The sequence below is a fragment of the Cellulomonas composti genome (genome assembly GCF_007990245.1).
GTDB classification, from domain to species: Bacteria; Actinomycetota; Actinomycetes; order Actinomycetales; family Cellulomonadaceae; genus Cellulomonas; species Cellulomonas composti.
Genome location: NZ_BJWG01000001.1, coordinates 338569 through 355194, shown reverse-complemented (window position 1 = coordinate 355194; position 16626 = coordinate 338569). Strand labels below are relative to the sequence as shown.

At 72.5% G+C, this 16626-nt stretch carries 15 protein-coding genes; 12 read left to right on the top strand and 3 right to left on the bottom strand.

The annotated features are described in order from the left end of the window. Window positions 1-29: 29 nt before the first annotated feature. From pdxT to CCO02nite_RS01595, 10 genes are all read left to right on the top strand, one after another. Entirely contained in the window at window positions 30-635 is a 606-nt protein-coding gene (pdxT, locus tag CCO02nite_RS01640; protein WP_146841277.1) for a pyridoxal 5'-phosphate synthase glutaminase subunit PdxT, read from the top strand. 56 nt (window positions 636-691) lie between these two features. Then, on the top strand, window positions 692-1447 hold the full coding sequence (locus tag CCO02nite_RS01635; protein WP_146841276.1) for a YebC/PmpR family DNA-binding transcriptional regulator: 756 nt from the start codon (window positions 692-694) through the stop codon (window positions 1445-1447). A gap of 69 nt (window positions 1448-1516) precedes the next feature. Beyond that, window positions 1517-2077 carry a crossover junction endodeoxyribonuclease RuvC gene (gene ruvC / locus CCO02nite_RS01630; protein WP_146841275.1) on the top strand — a complete coding sequence of 187 codons (561 nt, stop codon included), beginning with the start codon at window positions 1517-1519 and terminating at the stop codon, window positions 2075-2077. 106 nt (window positions 2078-2183) lie between these two features. Next, window positions 2184-2804 (top strand): Holliday junction branch migration protein RuvA, encoded by a 621-nt coding sequence (ruvA, locus tag CCO02nite_RS01625; protein WP_146841274.1) that lies wholly within the window; start codon window positions 2184-2186, stop codon window positions 2802-2804. 64 nt (window positions 2805-2868) lie between these two features. Beyond that, window positions 2869-3903 (top strand): Holliday junction branch migration DNA helicase RuvB, encoded by a 1035-nt coding sequence (gene ruvB / locus CCO02nite_RS01620; RefSeq protein ID WP_146841470.1) that lies wholly within the window; start codon window positions 2869-2871, stop codon window positions 3901-3903. Between the two features lie 104 nt (window positions 3904-4007). Next, window positions 4008-4484 (top strand): preprotein translocase subunit YajC, encoded by a 477-nt coding sequence (gene yajC / locus CCO02nite_RS01615; protein WP_146841273.1) that lies wholly within the window; start codon window positions 4008-4010, stop codon window positions 4482-4484. Window positions 4485-4569: 85 nt separating this feature from the next. Continuing rightward, a complete protein-coding gene (secD, locus tag CCO02nite_RS01610) occupies window positions 4570-6627 on the top strand; it encodes a protein translocase subunit SecD (protein ID WP_186812540.1) in 2058 nt (685 codons plus the stop codon). Beyond that, window positions 6627-7724, top strand: coding sequence for a protein translocase subunit SecF (secF, locus tag CCO02nite_RS01605; protein ID WP_146841272.1), 1098 nt, complete (start codon window positions 6627-6629; stop codon window positions 7722-7724). Before secD ends, secF begins: the two co-directional genes overlap by 1 nt. Then, window positions 7721-8254 (top strand): adenine phosphoribosyltransferase, encoded by a 534-nt coding sequence (locus CCO02nite_RS01600; protein WP_146841271.1) that lies wholly within the window; start codon window positions 7721-7723, stop codon window positions 8252-8254. Before secF ends, CCO02nite_RS01600 begins: the two co-directional genes overlap by 4 nt. A gap of 175 nt (window positions 8255-8429) precedes the next feature. Then, the gene (locus CCO02nite_RS01595) at window positions 8430-10715 is read left to right on the top strand and encodes a RelA/SpoT family protein (RefSeq protein ID WP_246117294.1); all 2286 of its coding nucleotides are present in this window, start codon (window positions 8430-8432) and stop codon (window positions 10713-10715) included. Between the two features lie 45 nt (window positions 10716-10760). On the opposite strand, the gene CCO02nite_RS01590 is transcribed toward CCO02nite_RS01595, so the two are convergent. The 3 genes from CCO02nite_RS01590 to CCO02nite_RS01580 all read right to left on the bottom strand — a co-directional run bounded on the left by CCO02nite_RS01590 (window position 10761) and on the right by CCO02nite_RS01580 (window position 14266). Continuing rightward, on the bottom strand, window positions 10761-11369 hold the full coding sequence (locus CCO02nite_RS01590; protein ID WP_146841270.1) for a hypothetical protein: 609 nt from the start codon (window positions 11367-11369) through the stop codon (window positions 10761-10763). A gap of 66 nt (window positions 11370-11435) precedes the next feature. Next, complete coding sequence (locus tag CCO02nite_RS01585) at window positions 11436-13475, bottom strand: DUF349 domain-containing protein (protein ID WP_146841269.1); 2040 nt, start codon at window positions 13473-13475, stop codon at window positions 11436-11438. Beyond that, window positions 13472-14266: a peptidylprolyl isomerase gene (locus CCO02nite_RS01580; protein WP_246117260.1), complete on the bottom strand. Its 795-nt coding sequence runs from the start codon at window positions 14264-14266 to the stop codon at window positions 13472-13474. Before CCO02nite_RS01580 ends, CCO02nite_RS01585 begins: the two co-directional genes overlap by 4 nt. A 203-nt stretch (window positions 14267-14469) precedes the next feature. On the opposite strand from CCO02nite_RS01580, the gene CCO02nite_RS01575 reads away from it, so the two are divergent. After that, window positions 14470-15174, top strand: coding sequence for an MBL fold metallo-hydrolase (locus CCO02nite_RS01575; protein WP_146841268.1), 705 nt, complete (start codon window positions 14470-14472; stop codon window positions 15172-15174). Window positions 15175-15239: 65 nt separating this feature from the next. Next, entirely contained in the window at window positions 15240-16616 is a 1377-nt protein-coding gene (gene hisS / locus CCO02nite_RS01570; RefSeq protein WP_146841267.1) for a histidine--tRNA ligase, read from the top strand. Window positions 16617-16626 lie beyond the last annotated feature (10 nt).

Sequence of the window (16626 nt, the reverse complement as noted above, 5' to 3'; positions counted from 1 at the left end):
GGCACCCGCGCCACTCGTAGGATGACCCGGTGCCCCCCACGATCGGAGTCCTCGCCCTGCAGGGGGACGTGCGCGAGCACGTCCGTGCGCTCGAGGCCGTCGGTGCTCACGCCGTGCCGGTACGCCGCCGCAGCGAGCTCGACGCGGTGGACGGGCTGGTCCTGCCGGGGGGCGAGTCGTCGACGATCGACAAGCTGCTGCGTGCGTTCGACCTGTACGAACCGCTGCGTGAGCGCCTGCGCGCGGGGCTGCCGGCGTACGGCTCGTGCGCCGGGATGATCCTGCTCGCCGACCGGGTGGAGGGCGCGATCGAGGGTCAGCGCACGCTCGGCGGCATCGACGTGACCGTGCGCCGCAACGCGTTCGGGCGGCAGGTCGACTCGTTCGAGACCGACCTGAGCATCGAAGGGATCGAGGACGGCCCGCTGCACGCGGTGTTCATCCGCGCACCCTGGGTCGAGGAGGTCGGACCGGCCGCGCGCGTCGTCGGTCGCGTCGAGGGTGGACCGGCCGCCGGTAGGATCGTCGCGGTCCGCCAGGGACCGTTGCTCGTGACCTCGTTCCATCCGGAGGTCACGGGGGACACCCGGGTGCACCGACTGTTCGTCGAGATCGTTGGTCAAGATCGTTCGTGAGGGCGTCCCCGAGGACGTCCGCGGGAGCGGCTGGAAGAGCCGGGAGCAGCTAGCCGATGTCGGGTCACTCCAAGTGGGCCACCACCAAGCACAAGAAGGCCGTCGTCGACGCCAAGCGGAGCAAGCTCTTCGCGAAGCTGATCAAGAACATCGAGGTCGCCGCCCGCACGGGCGGCGGTGACCTCGCGGGCAACCCGACGCTCTTCGACGCCGTGCAGAAGGCCAAGAAGAACTCGGTCCCGATCGACAACATCAACCGCGCGGTCAAGCGTGGCTCCGGCCAGGAGGCCGGCGGCGCCGACTACTCGACGATCATGTACGAGGGCTACGGCCCCGGCGGCGTCGCGGTGCTGGTCGAGTGCCTCACGGACAACCGCAACCGCGCGGCCTCCGACGTACGCGTCGCGTTCACGCGCAACGGTGGCCAGATGGCCGACCCGGGTTCGGTGTCGTACCTGTTCTCCCGCAAGGGCGTCGTGATCGTCCCGAAGGAGGGCACCGATGAGGACGCGGTCATGGAGGCCGTGCTCGAGGCGGGCGGCGAGGAGGTCAACGACCTCGGCGAGGCCTTCGAGGTGCTGAGCGAGGCGACCGACCTGGTGCCCGTGCGCACGTCGCTGCAGGAGGCGGGGATCGAGTACGACTCGGCCGACGTCGTGTTCTGGCCGGCCACGCAGATCGAGGTCGACGCCGACGGCGCGCGCAAGATCCTGCGGCTCATCGACGCGCTCGAGGACAGCGACGACGTGCAGAACGTCTACGCCAACTTCGACGCGTCCGACGAGGTCATGGCGGAGCTCGAGGACGACTGACGCGGCCCGGCAGGGGCGGAGGCGGCGGGTCGCCGCCGTGCGCCGACGAGCGGGTGCGACGATGCGCAGGTGCGCGTGCTCGGAGTCGACCCCGGCCTGACCCGGTGCGGTCTGGGCGTCGTGGACGGCCTGCCCGGCCGACGGGTGCGCCTCGTCGACGTCGACGTGGCTCGTTCGGACCCGTCGCTCGACGTCGACCAGCGACTGCTGCTCATCTTGCGGCGGATCGAGGAGACGCTCGAGGAGCACGCGCCCGACACGGTTGCCGTCGAGCGGGTGTTCGCCCAGCACAACGTCCGCACCGTGATGGGTACGGCGCAGGTCGCCGGGCTCGCCATGGTCGCCGCCGCTCGTCGTCGCATCCCCGTCGCGCTGCACACGCCCTCCGAGGTGAAGGCCGCGGTCACGGGCAACGGGCGCGCCGACAAGGCGCAGGTCCAGACGATGGTGGCGCGGCTCCTGCAGCTCGACGAGCTGCCCCGGCCCGCCGACGCGGCCGACGCGCTCGCGCTGGCGATCTGCCACCTGTGGCGCCCGGCGGGTGCGCTGGGCTCACCGCAGCGCCCACCCGAATCGATGACCGCCGCACAGCGCGCCTGGGCGGCGGCGGAGCAGGCCTCGCGGCGCTGACGTCCCGCGGCAAGCGATAGCTGGGCGTGTCGTCGTACGCGTGTTCGGATGTGTGGCAGGGTGGCGTCCTGGACGACGAGGCGTCCGGACGACGAGGAGGTGCGCGTTGATCGCGTCGGTGCAGGGCACGGTGCTCGCGGTGCGGCTGGACGCGGCCGTCGTGGACGTCGGCGGTGTCGGGATGCTGGTGCACGCGACGCCGGGGACGCTCGCCCACCTGCGGGTCGGGCAACGCGCGACCCTGCACACGTCGCTGGTCGTGCGCGAGGACTCGCTGACGCTGTTCGGCTTCACGGACGACGACGAGCGCGAGGTGTTCGAGACCGTCCAGACCGTCAGCGGCGTCGGGCCGCGGCTCGCCCTCGCGATGCTCGCGGTCCACGCACCCGAGGAGCTGCGTCGCGCGGTCGCCGACGAGGACCTCAAGGCGCTCGAGCGCGTGCCCGGCATCGGCCGCAAGGGCGCGCAGCGCATCGTGCTCGAGCTGCGCGACCGGCTCGGGGCTCCGGTGCGCGCGGTGGCCGGCGGCTCGGGTACGGTCTCCGGGCCGGGCGACGACCGTCGACAGCAGGTGGTCGACGCTCTCGTCGGGCTCGGCTGGAACGCCAAGGCCGCGGACGACGCCGTGACGACCGTGCTGGCGGGTACCGAGGGGCCGGTCGGTCCCGACGAGGTCGCCGGCGTGCTGCGTGCGGCGCTGCGGACGCTCGGTGGTGGTCGTGGCTGACCGCCGGAGCAGCGGCCAGGACGCGGACGAGCGTGACGCGGCGGACCCGCGCGAGGAGTCGCTCGTGACCGAACGGTTCCCGGCCGAGTCGCTCGTGCGGCCCGGCGCGGACGACCTGGAACGCGCGGCGGAGGCGGCGCTGCGACCGCGCAGGCTCGGCGAGTTCGTCGGTCAGCGGGTGGTGCGCGAACAGCTCTCGGTGGTGCTGCAGGCGGCCCGGATGCGCGGCCGGGCGCCGGACCACGTGCTGCTGTCGGGTCCGCCTGGCCTGGGCAAGACGACGCTCGCGATGATCATCGCGGCCGAGCTCGGGGCGTCACTGCGCGTGACCAGCGGCCCGGCGATCCAGCACGCGGGCGACCTCGCGGCGGTCCTGTCCTCGCTCGAGGAGGGCGAGGTGCTCTTCCTCGACGAGATCCACCGCATCGCGCGGCCGGCCGAGGAGCTGCTGTACGTGGCGATGGAGGACTTCCGGGTCGACGTCATGGTCGGCAAGGGCGCGGGAGCGAGCGCGATCCCGCTGGCACTGCCGCCGTTCACCGTCGTCGGCGCGACGACTCGTGCCGGCCTGCTCCCCGCGCCGCTGCGTGACCGGTTCGGCTTCACGGGCCACCTCGACTTCTACTCGTCCGACGAGCTCGAGCAGGTGCTGCTGCGCTCGGCGGGGCTGCTCGACGTGCAGCTCGCCGGGGCCGCCGCGAGCGAGATCGCGGGCCGGTCGCGCGGCACGCCCCGCATCGCGAACCGTCTGCTGCGTCGCGTGCGGGACTGGGCGCAGGTGCGCGGGGACGGGCGGCTCACGCTGGCCGCCGCGCGCGCGGCTCTCGAGGTCTACGAGGTCGACGAGCGCGGCCTGGACCGGCTCGATCGCGGTGTGCTCGCCGCGCTGTGCACGCGCTTCGGTGGTGGGCCCGTCGGGCTGACGACGCTCGCGGTCGCGGTCGGCGAGGAGCCCGAGACGGTGGAGACCGTCGCCGAGCCGTTCCTCGTGCGTGAGGGCCTGATCGGACGCACGCCACGGGGACGGGTCGCGCTGCCCGCAGCCTGGTCGCACCTCGGCCTGACGCCGCCGCACGACCCCGGGACACTGTTCGCCTGAGCCGTGCCGCGCCCCGCGGGAACCACGCCGAACGAGGGTGCGTTGGAGCGGCTAGCCGCTGCGCCTAGACTGCGGCGGACACGTTCACCTTCGAAGGACTACTTGTGACTGAGCTCAGTGCCGTGCTCGCGGCCGCCGACGATGCCTCGTCGAGCACCGGCGGCGGCAGCAACTTCACCATGATCGCCCTCCTCGCGCTTGCTTTCGGGGCGTTCTGGTTCATGTCCCGGCGCTCGCGCAAGCAGCAGGCGAAGACCTCCGAGTTCCGCAACAACCTGGTGCCGGGTGACGACGTCATGACCGGCTCGGGCATGTACGGCACGATCGTCGAGGTCGACGACGAGTCGATCACGCTCGAGTCCTCGCCGGGTGGGCCGCGCACGCGCTGGGTGCGTCAGGCCATCCTCAAGAAGATCGAGCCTCCGGTCGAGCTGGAGGACGAGGTCGTCGACGGCGACGACGAGGACCCCGCGGTGAGCGAGGCCGAGCGCATCGCGCGCGCCAACGACGCCGTGATCGACGTGCCGGACGACCTGTCGTCGCTGCCGCCGGCACGCAAGGACGACGACGACACGAAGTAGCCCCCGCGGGCCCGGGGCATTCCTCGGGTCCTGACCCGCTCCGGTCGCGTCGGCGGCCTGAGCGCGCACGAGAGAAGACACTCCGTTGGCCCCACCCACACGCCGCCGTCGCCCGGTGCGCTCGCTCGTCGCGCTCGGCGCGATCATCGTCGCCCTGTACGGGCTGATCGCACTGAACGTGAAGTTCGGTGACGCGAGCTGGACGCCGAACCTGGCCCTCGACCTCGAGGGCGGCACGCAGATCATCCTCACGCCGGTCGCGACCGACGGTTCCGAGGTGACGTCCAAGGACATCGACCAGGCGATCAACATCATCCGCCAGCGCGTCGACGGTTCGGGTGTCGCCGAGGCCGAGATCTCGAGCCAGGGCGGCAACAACATCGTCGTCGCGCTGCCGGGCACGCCGAGCGAGGAGACGCTGGACCTCGTGCGTCGATCCGCGCACATGGACTTCCGTCCCGTGCTCGTCTACGGCGCTCCGACCGCGGTCGAGCCCACGGCGGACCCGACCGCCGAGGCGACCGCGGACCCGACGACCGAGCCCAGTGCCGAGCCGTCGGTGCAGCCGTCGGCCGACGCCGCGGCCGCGCCCGCGCCGGACGCGACGGCCGAGGCGACCGCCGAGCCCACCGCCGAGCCCACCGCGGAGGCGTCGGCCGAGCCGACCCCGACGCCCACGGCCACGGAGGCCGCTCGGCCGTCGGAGCCGTCGAGCGCGAGCGACGCGAGCTACTGGATCACCGACGAGGTGCAGCAGCAGTACGACGAGCTCGACTGCACGGACCCGGCGAACCTCACGGGCGGCGAGCCGGGCGTGGCCGACGAGGCGTTCGTCGCGTGCGACAAGGACGGGACCGCCAAGTTCATCCTGGGCCCGGTCGAGATCGCCGGCACCGAGATCGACTCGGCCAGCTCCGGCCTCGAGACTCTCGCCAACGGCGCGGTGGGCAACCGCTGGGTCGTCGACATGGAGTTCACCTCCAAGGGCGCCGACCAGTTCGCGGACGTCACGACCCGGCTCGCCGAGCTGTCCTCGCCGCAGAACCAGTTCGCGATGGTGCTCGACGGGCTCGTGATCTCGGCGCCCAGCGTCTCCGACACGATCCCGGACGGACGCGCGCAGATCTCGGGCACGTTCACGCAGGCGAGCGCGGCCGCGCTCGCGAACCAGCTCAACTACGGCTCGCTGCCGCTGACGTTCGAGGTGCAGAGCGAGCAGGAGATCTCCGCGACGATCGGCTCCGAGCAGCTCGCGATGGGTCTGCTCGCCGGCCTCATCGGTCTCGTGCTCGTCGTCGTGTACTCGATGCTCCAGTACCGCACCCTCGGTCTTCTGACGGTCGGCTCGCTCTCGGTCGCCGGCATCCTCACCTACGGGCTGATCACGGCGCTCTCGCACTCGCTGCTGCCGTTCCTGCCGGGCAACGGGTATCGACTCTCGTTGGCAGGCGTCGCCGGTCTGATCGTCGCCATCGGTATCACCGCCGACTCGTTCATCGTCTACTTCGAGCGTGTCCGCGACGAGCTGCGTGACGGGCGTGACCTCACCGGGTCCGTCGAACGCGGCTGGGACCGCGCCAAGCGCACGATCCTGGCGTCCGACACCGTCAACCTGCTCGCCGCCATCGTGCTGTACTTCCTGGCGGTCGGCGGCGTGCGCGGCTTCGCCTACACGCTCGGTCTGACGACGATCATCGACGTCGTCGTGGTCTTCCTGTTCACCCACCCGGTGATGGAGCTGATCTCCCGCACCCGGTTCTTCGGGAACGGGCACCCGGCCTCCGGTCTCGACCCGCGCCGGCTCGGGGCACCCGCCCCGGTGCGGTACGTCGGTCGGGGCAAGGTGGTCCAGGGCGAGCGTGAGCCGCAGGACGCCCTCGTCGGCGCGGCAGCGGGCACCTCGACGAAGGCGACCCGGACCGCCGGCAAGGCCACCGGTCCGGTCGGCACCGGCTCGACGGGTGCGGCGGGCGCGAGTGCGGCGACGAGCGGCATGACGATCGCGGAGCGACGCGCCGCCGAGCGCGCGGCGCAAGCCGCCGAGAGCGAGCCGTACGGTTCGCCACCGGACGACACGGTCGACGACGTGCAGGACGTGACGGACGCGCCGCAGGACGGTCGCGCCGAGGGGAGCGAGCACTGATGGCCGCCGGATTCGCCCAGTGGGGCAACGACCTGTACACCGGTCGGCGTTCGTACGACATCGTCGGCCGCCGTCGGGTCTGGTACCTCATCTCCGCCGTCCTGCTCGTCGCATCGGCGTTCCTGCTGGTCAAGCCGGGACTGAACCCGGGCATCGAGTTCCGCGGCGGCACCGAGTTCGTCATCGCCGGCGTCGAGGGCGAACGCGACCAGCAGAAGGCCATCGACACCGTCCAGAGCGTCGCCCCCGGGGAGTCCCCCGAGGTGACGAACCTGGGCGACGACTCGATGCGCGTCCAGACGGCCGAGCTCACCGACGAGGAGGGCAAGGAGGTCGCCGACGCGCTCGAGGCCGCCTTCCCGGGCTCCGAGGTGTCGCGCCAGTTCGTCGGCCCGACGTGGGGCGCGGACGTCTCGCGCAAGGCGATCACGGGTATCGGCGTCTTCCTCGTCTTCGTCTCGCTCGTGATGACGCTGTACTTCCGCAACTGGCGCATGGCGGTCGCCGCACTGGTCGCGCTCGCGCACGACCTCGTGATCACCGTCGGCGTGTACGCGGGCATCGGCTGGGAGGTGACCCCGGCGACGGTGATCGGCTTCCTGACGATCCTCGGGTACTCGATCTACGACACGGTCGTGGTCTTCGACAAGGTGCGCGAGAACACCGCGGACGCGCTCGACCAGACGCGCTTCACGTACGCCGAGAAGGCGAACCTCGCGGTCAATCAGACGCTCGTGCGGTCGATCAACACGTCGGTCGTGGCACTGCTCCCCGTCGGCGCGATCCTGTTCGTCGGTGCGGTCGTGCTCGGCGCGGGCACGCTGCGCGACATCGCGCTCGCGCTGTTCGTCGGCATGCTCATCGGCACGTTCTCGTCGGTCTTCATCGCGACGCCGATCGAGGTCACGCTGCGTGAGCGTGAGCCCAAGATCAAGGCGCACACGCAGAAGGTGCTGGCCGCGCGTGCCGCGGGCCTGGTCGACGCGCCCGATTCCGAGGCGATCGCCGCGGGGTCGGGAGTGCGGCCGGCCGGTCAGCTGCGGCCGGGCTCCCACCAGGGCCAGGCGGCACAGCCGAAGCGGAACAAGCCGCGATGAGCCTGTCCGGGCCAGCCGCGCGGCGCGTGGACGAGCTCGTCAGGCTCGTTCCGGACTACCCCCAGCCGGGTGTGCTGTTCCGGGACATCACGCCGCTGCTTGCCGACGGTCCGGCTTTCGGGGACGTGGTCGACGCGCTCGTGCAGACCGCGGGCGAGGTCGACCTCGTCGCCGGCATGGAGGCGCGTGGCTTCCTCCTCGCGGCGCCGGTCGCGGCCGCGCTCGGCGTCGGGCTGCTACCGGTCCGCAAGGCCGGCAAGCTGCCCGCGCCGACGGCGTCCCAGACCTACGACCTCGAGTACGGTTCGGCGACCGTCGAGGTGCACGCCGCGACGATCCCGCCGGGTGCGCGCGTGCTCGTCGTCGACGACGTGCTCGCCACGGGCGGTACCGCTGCCGCCACCGTGACGCTCCTGGAGCGGTGCGGAGCACAGGTCGCCGGGCTGGCGTTCCTGCTCGAGCTCGTCGGGCTCGGTGGCCGTGGCGTGCTCGACGGGCGCCGGGTCGACGCGCTGATCACCGTCCACTGAGGCCCTGCGGACCGGGCCGCCCCGAAGGCTCCGGCGTCGGACGGACCCTCTCGCGGTCGTAGACTCGTGCGCACGTCACGCGAGAGGGGGACGGTTGGCCGAGAACGTCGCCACCGGCAAGGCCGACGACGTCGGCGACTCCGCACCGTCGAACGGTGAGCCGTCGACCGGTGAGCTGTCGGCCGTCGAGCAGCCGGTCGTCGAGCAGTCGGGGAGTCGCCGTTCGCGGCTCTCGCGCTTCGGCGCGCGCGGGCCCGCGTATCCCGCGCTCGAGCCCGTGCTCCAGGCGGTCCGTACCAACCACCCCAAGGTCGACCTGTCCGATCTCGAGCGCGCGTACGTCGTCGCCGAGCGGGCGCACCGCGGCCAGCTGCGCAAGAGCGGCGACCCGTACATCACGCACCCGGTCGCGGTCGCGACGATCCTCGCCGAGCTGGGTATGACGCCTTCGACGCTCGTCGCTGCGCTCCTGCACGACACGGTCGAGGACACGGACTACTCGCTCGACCAGCTCCGGCGGGAGTTCGGCCCCGAGGTCGCGATGCTCGTCGACGGCGTGACGAAGCTCGACAAGGTGACCTACGGGGACGCGGCGCAGGCCGAGACCGTGCGCAAGATGGTCGTCGCGATGGCCCGGGACATCCGGGTGCTCGTGATCAAGCTCGCCGACCGGCTGCACAACGCGCGGACCTGGCGGTTCGTGTCGGCCGCGTCGTCGGAGAAGAAGGCGCGCGAGACGCTCGAGATCTACGCGCCGCTCGCGCACCGGCTCGGCATGAACACCATCAAGTGGGAGCTCGAGGACCTGTCGTTCGCGACGCTCTACCCGAAGGTCTACGACGAGATCGTGCACCTGGTGGCGGAGCGGGCCCCGGCGCGCGAGGAGTACCTCGCGGTGGTCCGCGAGCAGGTCGGTGCGGACCTGCGCGGCGCGAAGATCAAGGCGACCGTCACCGGGCGGCCGAAGCACTACTACTCGATCTACCAGAAGATGATCGTGCGCGGCCGCGACTTCGCCGACATCTACGACCTGGTCGGCGTGCGGGTCCTCGTCGACTCGGTGCGGGACTGCTACGGCGCGCTCGGCGCGCTGCACGCGCGATGGAACCCGGTGCCCGGCCGGTTCAAGGACTACATCGCGATGCCGAAGTTCAACCTCTACCAGTCGTTGCACACGACGGTGATCGGGCCCGGCGGCAAGCCCGTCGAGATCCAGATCCGGACGCACGACATGCACCGACGTGCGGAGTACGGCGTCGCGGCGCACTGGAAGTACAAGGAGAGCGCCAAGAGCACGACGACCGACGCCGCAGGCAACGACATGGCCTGGCTGCGCCAGCTCGTGGACTGGCAGAAGGAGACCGCGGACCCGGGCGAGTTCCTCGACTCGCTGCGGTTCGAGATCGCCGGCTCCGAGGTGTACGTATTCACGCCCAAGGGCGACGTGATGGCGCTGCCGCAGGGTTCGACACCGGTCGACTTCGCGTACGCGGTGCACACCGAGGTCGGGCACCGCACGATGGGTGCCCGTGTCAACGGGCGGCTCGTCCCGCTCGACTCGACGCTCGAGAACGGCGACGTCGTCGACGTGCTGACCTCGAAGTCCGAGACGGCGGGCCCGAGTCGTGACTGGCTGGGCTTCGTCAAGAGCCCTCGCGCGCGCAACAAGGTCCGCCAGTGGTTCTCCAAGGAGCGCCGCGAGGAGGCGATCGAGCACGGCAAGGACGCGATCGCGAAGGCGATGCGCAAGCAGAACCTGCCGATCCAGCGGTTGCTCTCGCACGAGGCTCTGCTTGCCGTCGCGAGCGAGCTGCGGCACTCCGACGTCTCGGGCCTGTACGCGGCGGTCGGTGACGGTCAGGTCTCCGCGGCCGCGGTCGTCCAGCGTCTCGTGCAGGCGCTCGGCGGCGAGACCGGTGCCGAGGAGACGCTCTCCGAGGTCGCCCGTCCCGGGCCCGCCGCGCGCCGCGTGCGCACGGGAGACCCCGGGATCGTCGTCAAGGGTGTCGGCGACATCTGGGTCAAGCTCGCGAAGTGCTGTACGCCTGTACCCGGCGACGAGATCGTCGGCTTCGTCACCCGCGGCGCCGGGGTGAGCGTGCACCGCAGGGACTGCGTCAACGTCGACCAGCTGCGGTCGCAGCCGGAGCGGCTGGTCGAGGTGGAGTGGAGCCAGAGCTCGTCGTCGCTGTTCCTGGTCCAGATCCAGGTCGAGGCTCTCGACCGGTCCCGGCTGCTGTCGGACGTGACGCGCGTGCTGTCGGACCACCACGTCAACATCCTCTCGGCGTCCGTCTCGACGTCGCGCGACCGGGTCGCGATGTCGCGGTTCGTCTTCGAGATGGCCGAGCCCTCGCACCTGGCGTCCGTGCTGGCCGCGGTCCGCAAGGTCGAGGGCGTGTTCGACGTGTACCGGATCACCGGCGCCCGCGCCGAGGACCACGCGCCGCGACGGCTCTGATCCGTCTCTGACCGGCGCAGACCCTGTCCCGCCCGTCTCCGCCCGTCACGCGACCGTGTCGAGCACCTCGCGGGCGAGGCGCGCTCGTCGTCGGCCGGAGAACGTCTCCAGCAGCGTGCGCGCCGCCGCGAGGTCGAGCCCGTGCACGACGAGCCGGCGCAGGTGCTCGTGCGCGACGTCCGGCTCGAGCCAGCGTGCGACGTCCACCGCGGTGCGGACGAGGTTCGTGACGGCGACGTCCCCCACGCGGTCGAGGTCCTCGGCCGGCAGCAGCGTCTCCGCGCAGCGACGGTCGGGATGCTCGTACGGGCGTCGGCTGCCGACCGGGAGCAGGACGTCCACGCGCACCGGGGGCGGGCCGCCCGCGTGCACCCAGACTGCCGATGCCCGTCCGACGACGCCGCGCCGGGGGAGCAGGTGCGCGATCGCATGCGCCCGGTCGGTGGGGCCGGCTTCGGCATCGCCGCGGATCGCCGTCCCGCCCCACAGGGGCGTGAGCGCACCGTCGCGCACCATGCCGCTCCAGGCAGGTCCGCCGACGCCGGAGCGGCTGACGAGACGCTCGAGCTCGGGGATCGCTGGAAGCAGCGACCGCGCGACGGACGGGCCCGCCACCGGGGCGGACCGACGTGCAGACGAGAACGGGACCGTCACCGCCCCAGGATGCCGGAGCCGGTGACGATCCCGTCCGGGTCGTCGTGCGTCTGTGGACGGGCGGGGTCAGCCCCGGGCGTCCGACGCCGCGCGCTGCACCTGCTCGAGCCACGACCGCCGCGCGTCGAGTGCGGCCTGCGCGTCGGCGACCTTGCGCTTGTCACCGGCCGCCTTCGCCTTGGCGAGGTCGGCCTCGAGCGCCACGATCGCCTGCTCGAGCTGCGCAGCGGCGCCCTCGGCACGCGCCCGCGTCTCCGGGTTCGACCGCGACCACTGCGACTGCTCCGCGTCACGAATCGCGGTCTCCACCACGCGCAGGCGGGCCTCGACGCGCTGGATGTCGCCCCGCGGCACCTTGCCCGCCGACTCCCAACGGTCCTGGATGCCACGGATCGCCTGCTTGGCAGCCGCGAGGTCGCGGATCGGGACCAGCGCCTCCGCCTCGACCAGCAGCGCTTCCTTGACCTGCAGGTTCGCGGAGAACTCGGCGTCGGTCGCCGCGTTCTGCGCGTCCCGGGCGGCAAAGAACGCGTCCTGGGCGGCACGGAACCGAGCCCACAGGGCGTCGTCGTCCGAGCGGCTCGCGCGGCCGGCCGACTTCCACTGCGTCATGAGGTCGCGGAAGGTACCGGCCGTCGCGCCCCAGTCGGTGCTGGACTGCAGGCGCTCCGCCTCGGCGACGAGCTTCTCCTTGACCACCTTGGCGTCCGCGTTGCGTGCCTCGAGCTCGGCGAAGAAGTGCCGTCGCTCACGGTCGAACGTCGTGCGAGCGTGGCTGAACCGCTTCCACAGCGACTCCTCGGTGGGGCGGTCCAGGCGCGGTCCGCTGCGCTGGGCCTCCTTCCACTCGTCGAGGAGGACCCGCAGCTGCTCGCCGGCGGGACGCCACTGGATACGGGACGGGTCCGTGCCGGCGATCCGCTCGGCCTGCTCGACGATCGCCGTGCGGGACTCGACCGCAGCCTGACGAGCAGCCTGACGGGCCGCCTCGGCCTGGGCGCGTCGCTCGGCGGCGACCTCGTGCAGCGCCTCGAGCCGGGCCCGCAGGCCGTCGAGGTCGCCGACGGCGGCCGGCTCCGCGAGCTCCTCGGTGAGGCGTGCGAGCGTCTGGTCGATCTCCTTGACGGCGAGGTCGGTCGCGCCGAGCCGGGCCTCGAAGACCGTGACCTTGGCCTGCAGGTCCAGGAACCGCCGCACGTAGAGCGCGAGCGCCTCCTCCGCGGTCGCACCCGGGTACTGTCCGACGACGCGGTCGCCCGCGGCCTCGCGCACATGCACGGTGCCGTCCTCGTCGACCGAACCGAACGTCGCGGCGAGCGCGGCCTCGGCGGCGTCGACAGGGGGCGCGGGTGCCGGTGCCGGTGCGGTCGGCGCGACAGGCCCGGCCGCCGGCGTGACAGGCGGTCGCGGGACGGGCCGCGGACCGATGCTCGCGGGCGACGGTCGCGGACCGGGTCGCGGCGCGGGCGTCGGCGCAACCTCCGCGGCGCTCTCGTCGTGACCGACCTCGGCGGGAGCGACGTCGGCAGGAGCGACGTCGGCAGGAGCCTCGTCGGCGGGAGCGGCCTCGGCAGGGGCCTCGTCGGCAGGAGCCTCGTCGGCGGGAGCCTCGTCGGCAGGAGCCTCGTCGGCAGGAGCGACGTCGGCAGGAGCCTCGTCGGCGGGAGCGGCCTCGGCAGAGGCCTCGTCGGCGGGAGCGGCGTCGGTCGTCGCCGTCTCGTCGGTGACGGTCCCTGCGACGTCGTCATCGGCGAGAGCCTCGTCGGCGGGCGTCTCGACGACCTGCTCCTCGACGACCTGCTCCTCGACGGCTGCCTCTTCGACGACCGGCTCGGGAGCAACGTCGTCGGCGACTGCGTCGTCCGCGGGCGTCTCGTCGGCGACTACCGCATCGGCGACTGCGTCGTCAGCGGGCGTCTCGTCCGCGGGCGTCTCGTCCGGAAGGGTCTCGTCGGAGGGCGTCTCGTCGGAGGGCGTCTCGTCGGCGACCGGCTCGGTGACATCCGCCTCGGTGACATCCGCCTCGGCGGCGGGGGTCGTCGCGTCGTCGAGCGGGGGAGTGTCGGTCGGCTCGGGAACCGCGGTGGGGTCCGGGGTCTGCGTCACTGGATCTTCACTCCCTCGATGATGACGTCGTTCACCGGGGCGCCATCACTGGCGCCGTCCACGGTGCCCGCGTCGGCGATGGTCGTCACCACGTCCAAGCCGGACGTGATGTGACCGAACACGGTGTAGCCGCCCGCCGAGTCCGACGGGATGGTGCTGTCCTCGTAGACGAGGAAGAACTGCGAGCCCATCGAGGCGCCGTCGTTGCCGACCCGGGCCATCGCGATGGTCCCGGCGGGGTAGACGTCGTCTGTCGGGGCGTTCTCGATCGGGCCCCACGAGTATCCCGGACCGCCGCCGCCGGTGCCCTCCGGGTCGCCGCACTGCAGCACGTAGATGCCGTCGGTGGTGAGCCGGTGGCACTTCGTGCCGTCGAAGAAGCCCTGCTGCGCGAGCGTGACGAAGTTCGCCACGGCCTGCGGCGCGGCGGCGCCGTCGAGCTCGATGCCGATGTCTCCGGAGTTGAGCGTCAGGTCGCCGGTCCACGTGCGGGCCTCGGCGACCGAGGGGTCCGGGGTCAGGGGATCGCGCGTCACCTCGGGCGTCGGCTCGGCCGTGACCGGCGCAGTGGCATCGACCACGGGCGTGCTGGTCGCACCGTCGCCGGCAGCCGTGTCGTCACCGGACGTCGCCGCGACGACCCCGACGACACCGATCACGGCGACGATCGCCACGACGATGATCGTCGCGATCACCTGACGCTGGTGCCGCCGCATGTCGGCCTTCGCCACGCGGACCTGACGCTTCTCGTAACGGCGGCGCTCGTACTCGCGCTCGCGCTTGCTGGACAACCCGACTCCTTGCCGACGCACCACTGTTTGCGCCCGTGTGCGGGAGGTCCGGTGGACCGGCCACCCTGCTCCTGCGCACGACGGGACCCCGGACAGTCTAGGCAGGCCAGCGAGGGTGCCGAACGCCCTGGCGCGCTCGGACGTCACAGTCAGGTCACGGAACCGCCCACCGGCGCCGGGCCGACCCGGCTACGGTGCCTCCCGTGGACGTGCTGACGGTGATCTCCCCGGTGTTCGGTGCGCGCTGCTCGGTGCTCGTGGCGGCCGACGGTTCGTGCGTCGTCGTGGACCCGGGTGCGCTCGTCGCACCGCACGTCGTCGCGCTCGTGCGAGAGCGCGCCCTGCGGCCGGTCGCTGTGCTGCTCACGCACGGGCACGTGGACCACTGCTGGGACGCGGCCGAGGTCGGCGGTGCGCTCGGGGTGCCCGTCCGGGTGCACGCGGCCGACGCCTACCGGCTGGCGGACCCGTTCGGCACGCTCGGTGCGCTCGGCGGGCGTCCGCACGACCCGGACGGGCCGCTCGCGCAGGCGCTGCGCGCCGCGGGCGCCGATCCGACGACCTACCGGGTGCCGACGGACGTCGAGACGTTCGGCTCGGTGGGCGGCGGGCGCGACGACGAGCTCGCGCCCGTCCCCGGGTGGGACCTGGTCGCGCGGCATGCGCCCGGCCATACGCAGGGGTCGACGCTCTACCTCGTCGGGCCGCTCGTGCTCACCGGCGACGTGCTGTTCGCGGGGACGATCGGACGGACGGACCTGCCCGGCGGCGACGGCGACGAGATGGCCCGCACGCTGCGCGAGGTCGTCGCCACGCTCGACCCTGCGCTCGTCGTCGTGCCCGGTCACGGTCCGACGAGCGACGTGGCGACGGAGCTGGCGACCAACCCCTACCTCGTCGGGCGCTGACCCACGCCGTCCACAGAGCCGACCCGAGCCCCCGACGGGCTCCGACCAGATGGCAGGATCACACCATGGCGCGACCGACACCTCTGTCCGGATTCCCCGAGTGGCTGCCCGAAGGCAGGATCGTCGAGCAGCACGTGCTCGACGTGCTGCGGCGGACGTTCGAGCTGCACGGCTTCGCGGGCATCGAGACGCGAGCGGTCGAGCCGCTCGACCAGCTGCTGCGCAAGGGCGAGACCTCCAAGGAGGTGTACGTCCTGCGCCGGCTGCAGGAGGACCCGGACGCGCCGGAGCGCGGCCAGGCCGGCGGCCAGCTCGGTCTGCACTTCGACCTCACTGTGCCGTTCGCGCGCTACGTGCTCGAGAACGCGGGGCACCTGGCCTTCCCGTTCCGCCGCTACCAGATCCAGAAGGTCTGGCGTGGTGAGCGGCCGCAGGACGGCCGGTTCCGGGAGTTCGTGCAGGCGGACATCGACGTGGTGGGCGCGGGCGAGCTGCCGTACCACGTCGAGGTCGAGCTGCCGCTGGTGATGGCGTCCGCGTTCGCGGCGCTGCGCGAGATCGGCCTGCCGCCGGTGCGCATCCTGGTGAACAATCGCAAGGTCGCCGAGGGCTTCTACCGCGGGCTCGGGCTCACCGACGTCGAGGCCGTGCTGCGCACGATCGACAAGCTCGACAAGATCGGCGGCGACTCTGTCGTCGGCCTCCTCGAGGAGGAGGCGGGCGCGACGCTCGACCAGGCCACCGCGTGCCTCGAGCTCGCGTCGATCAGCGGGTCCGACGAGGACGTGGTCGATCGCGTGCGTGTGCTCGCGACCGAGTACGGCGTGCAGCACGAGCTGCTCGACATCGGGCTCGCCGAGCTCGGGCAGCTCGTCCGGGCGGCGCAGGACCGCGCACCCGGCGTCGTCGTGGCCGACCTCAAGATCGCGCGCGGGCTCGACTACTACACGGGTTCGGTCTACGAGACCGTGCTCGTCGGCCACGAGCAGCTCGGGTCGATCTGCTCGGGCGGGCGTTACGACACGCTCGCGTCCGACGGCACGACGACCTATCCCGGGGTCGGGCTCTCGATCGGCGTCTCGCGGCTCGTCTCGCGACTGCTCGGCGCGGGGCTGGTCCGGGCGACGCGTTCGGTGCCGTCGGCCGTGCTCGTCGCGGTGTCCTCCGAGGAGGACCGCGAGCGGTCCGAGGCCGTCGCCGCGGGGCTGCGCGAGCGGGGGATCCCGGTCGAGGTCGCGCCGTCCGCCGCGAAGTTCGGCAAGCAGATCCGGCACGCCGACCGGCGGGGGATCCCGTTCGTCTGGTTCCCGGGTCCGGCCGACGCGGGCGGCCAGGCCGACGAGGTCAAGGACATCCGTTCGGGGGACCAGGTGCCCGCCGACGTGCGGACGTGGGCGCCGCCGGCCGACGACCTGTGGCCGCGGGTCGTCCCGGCGGGCTGATCCGTCGCGC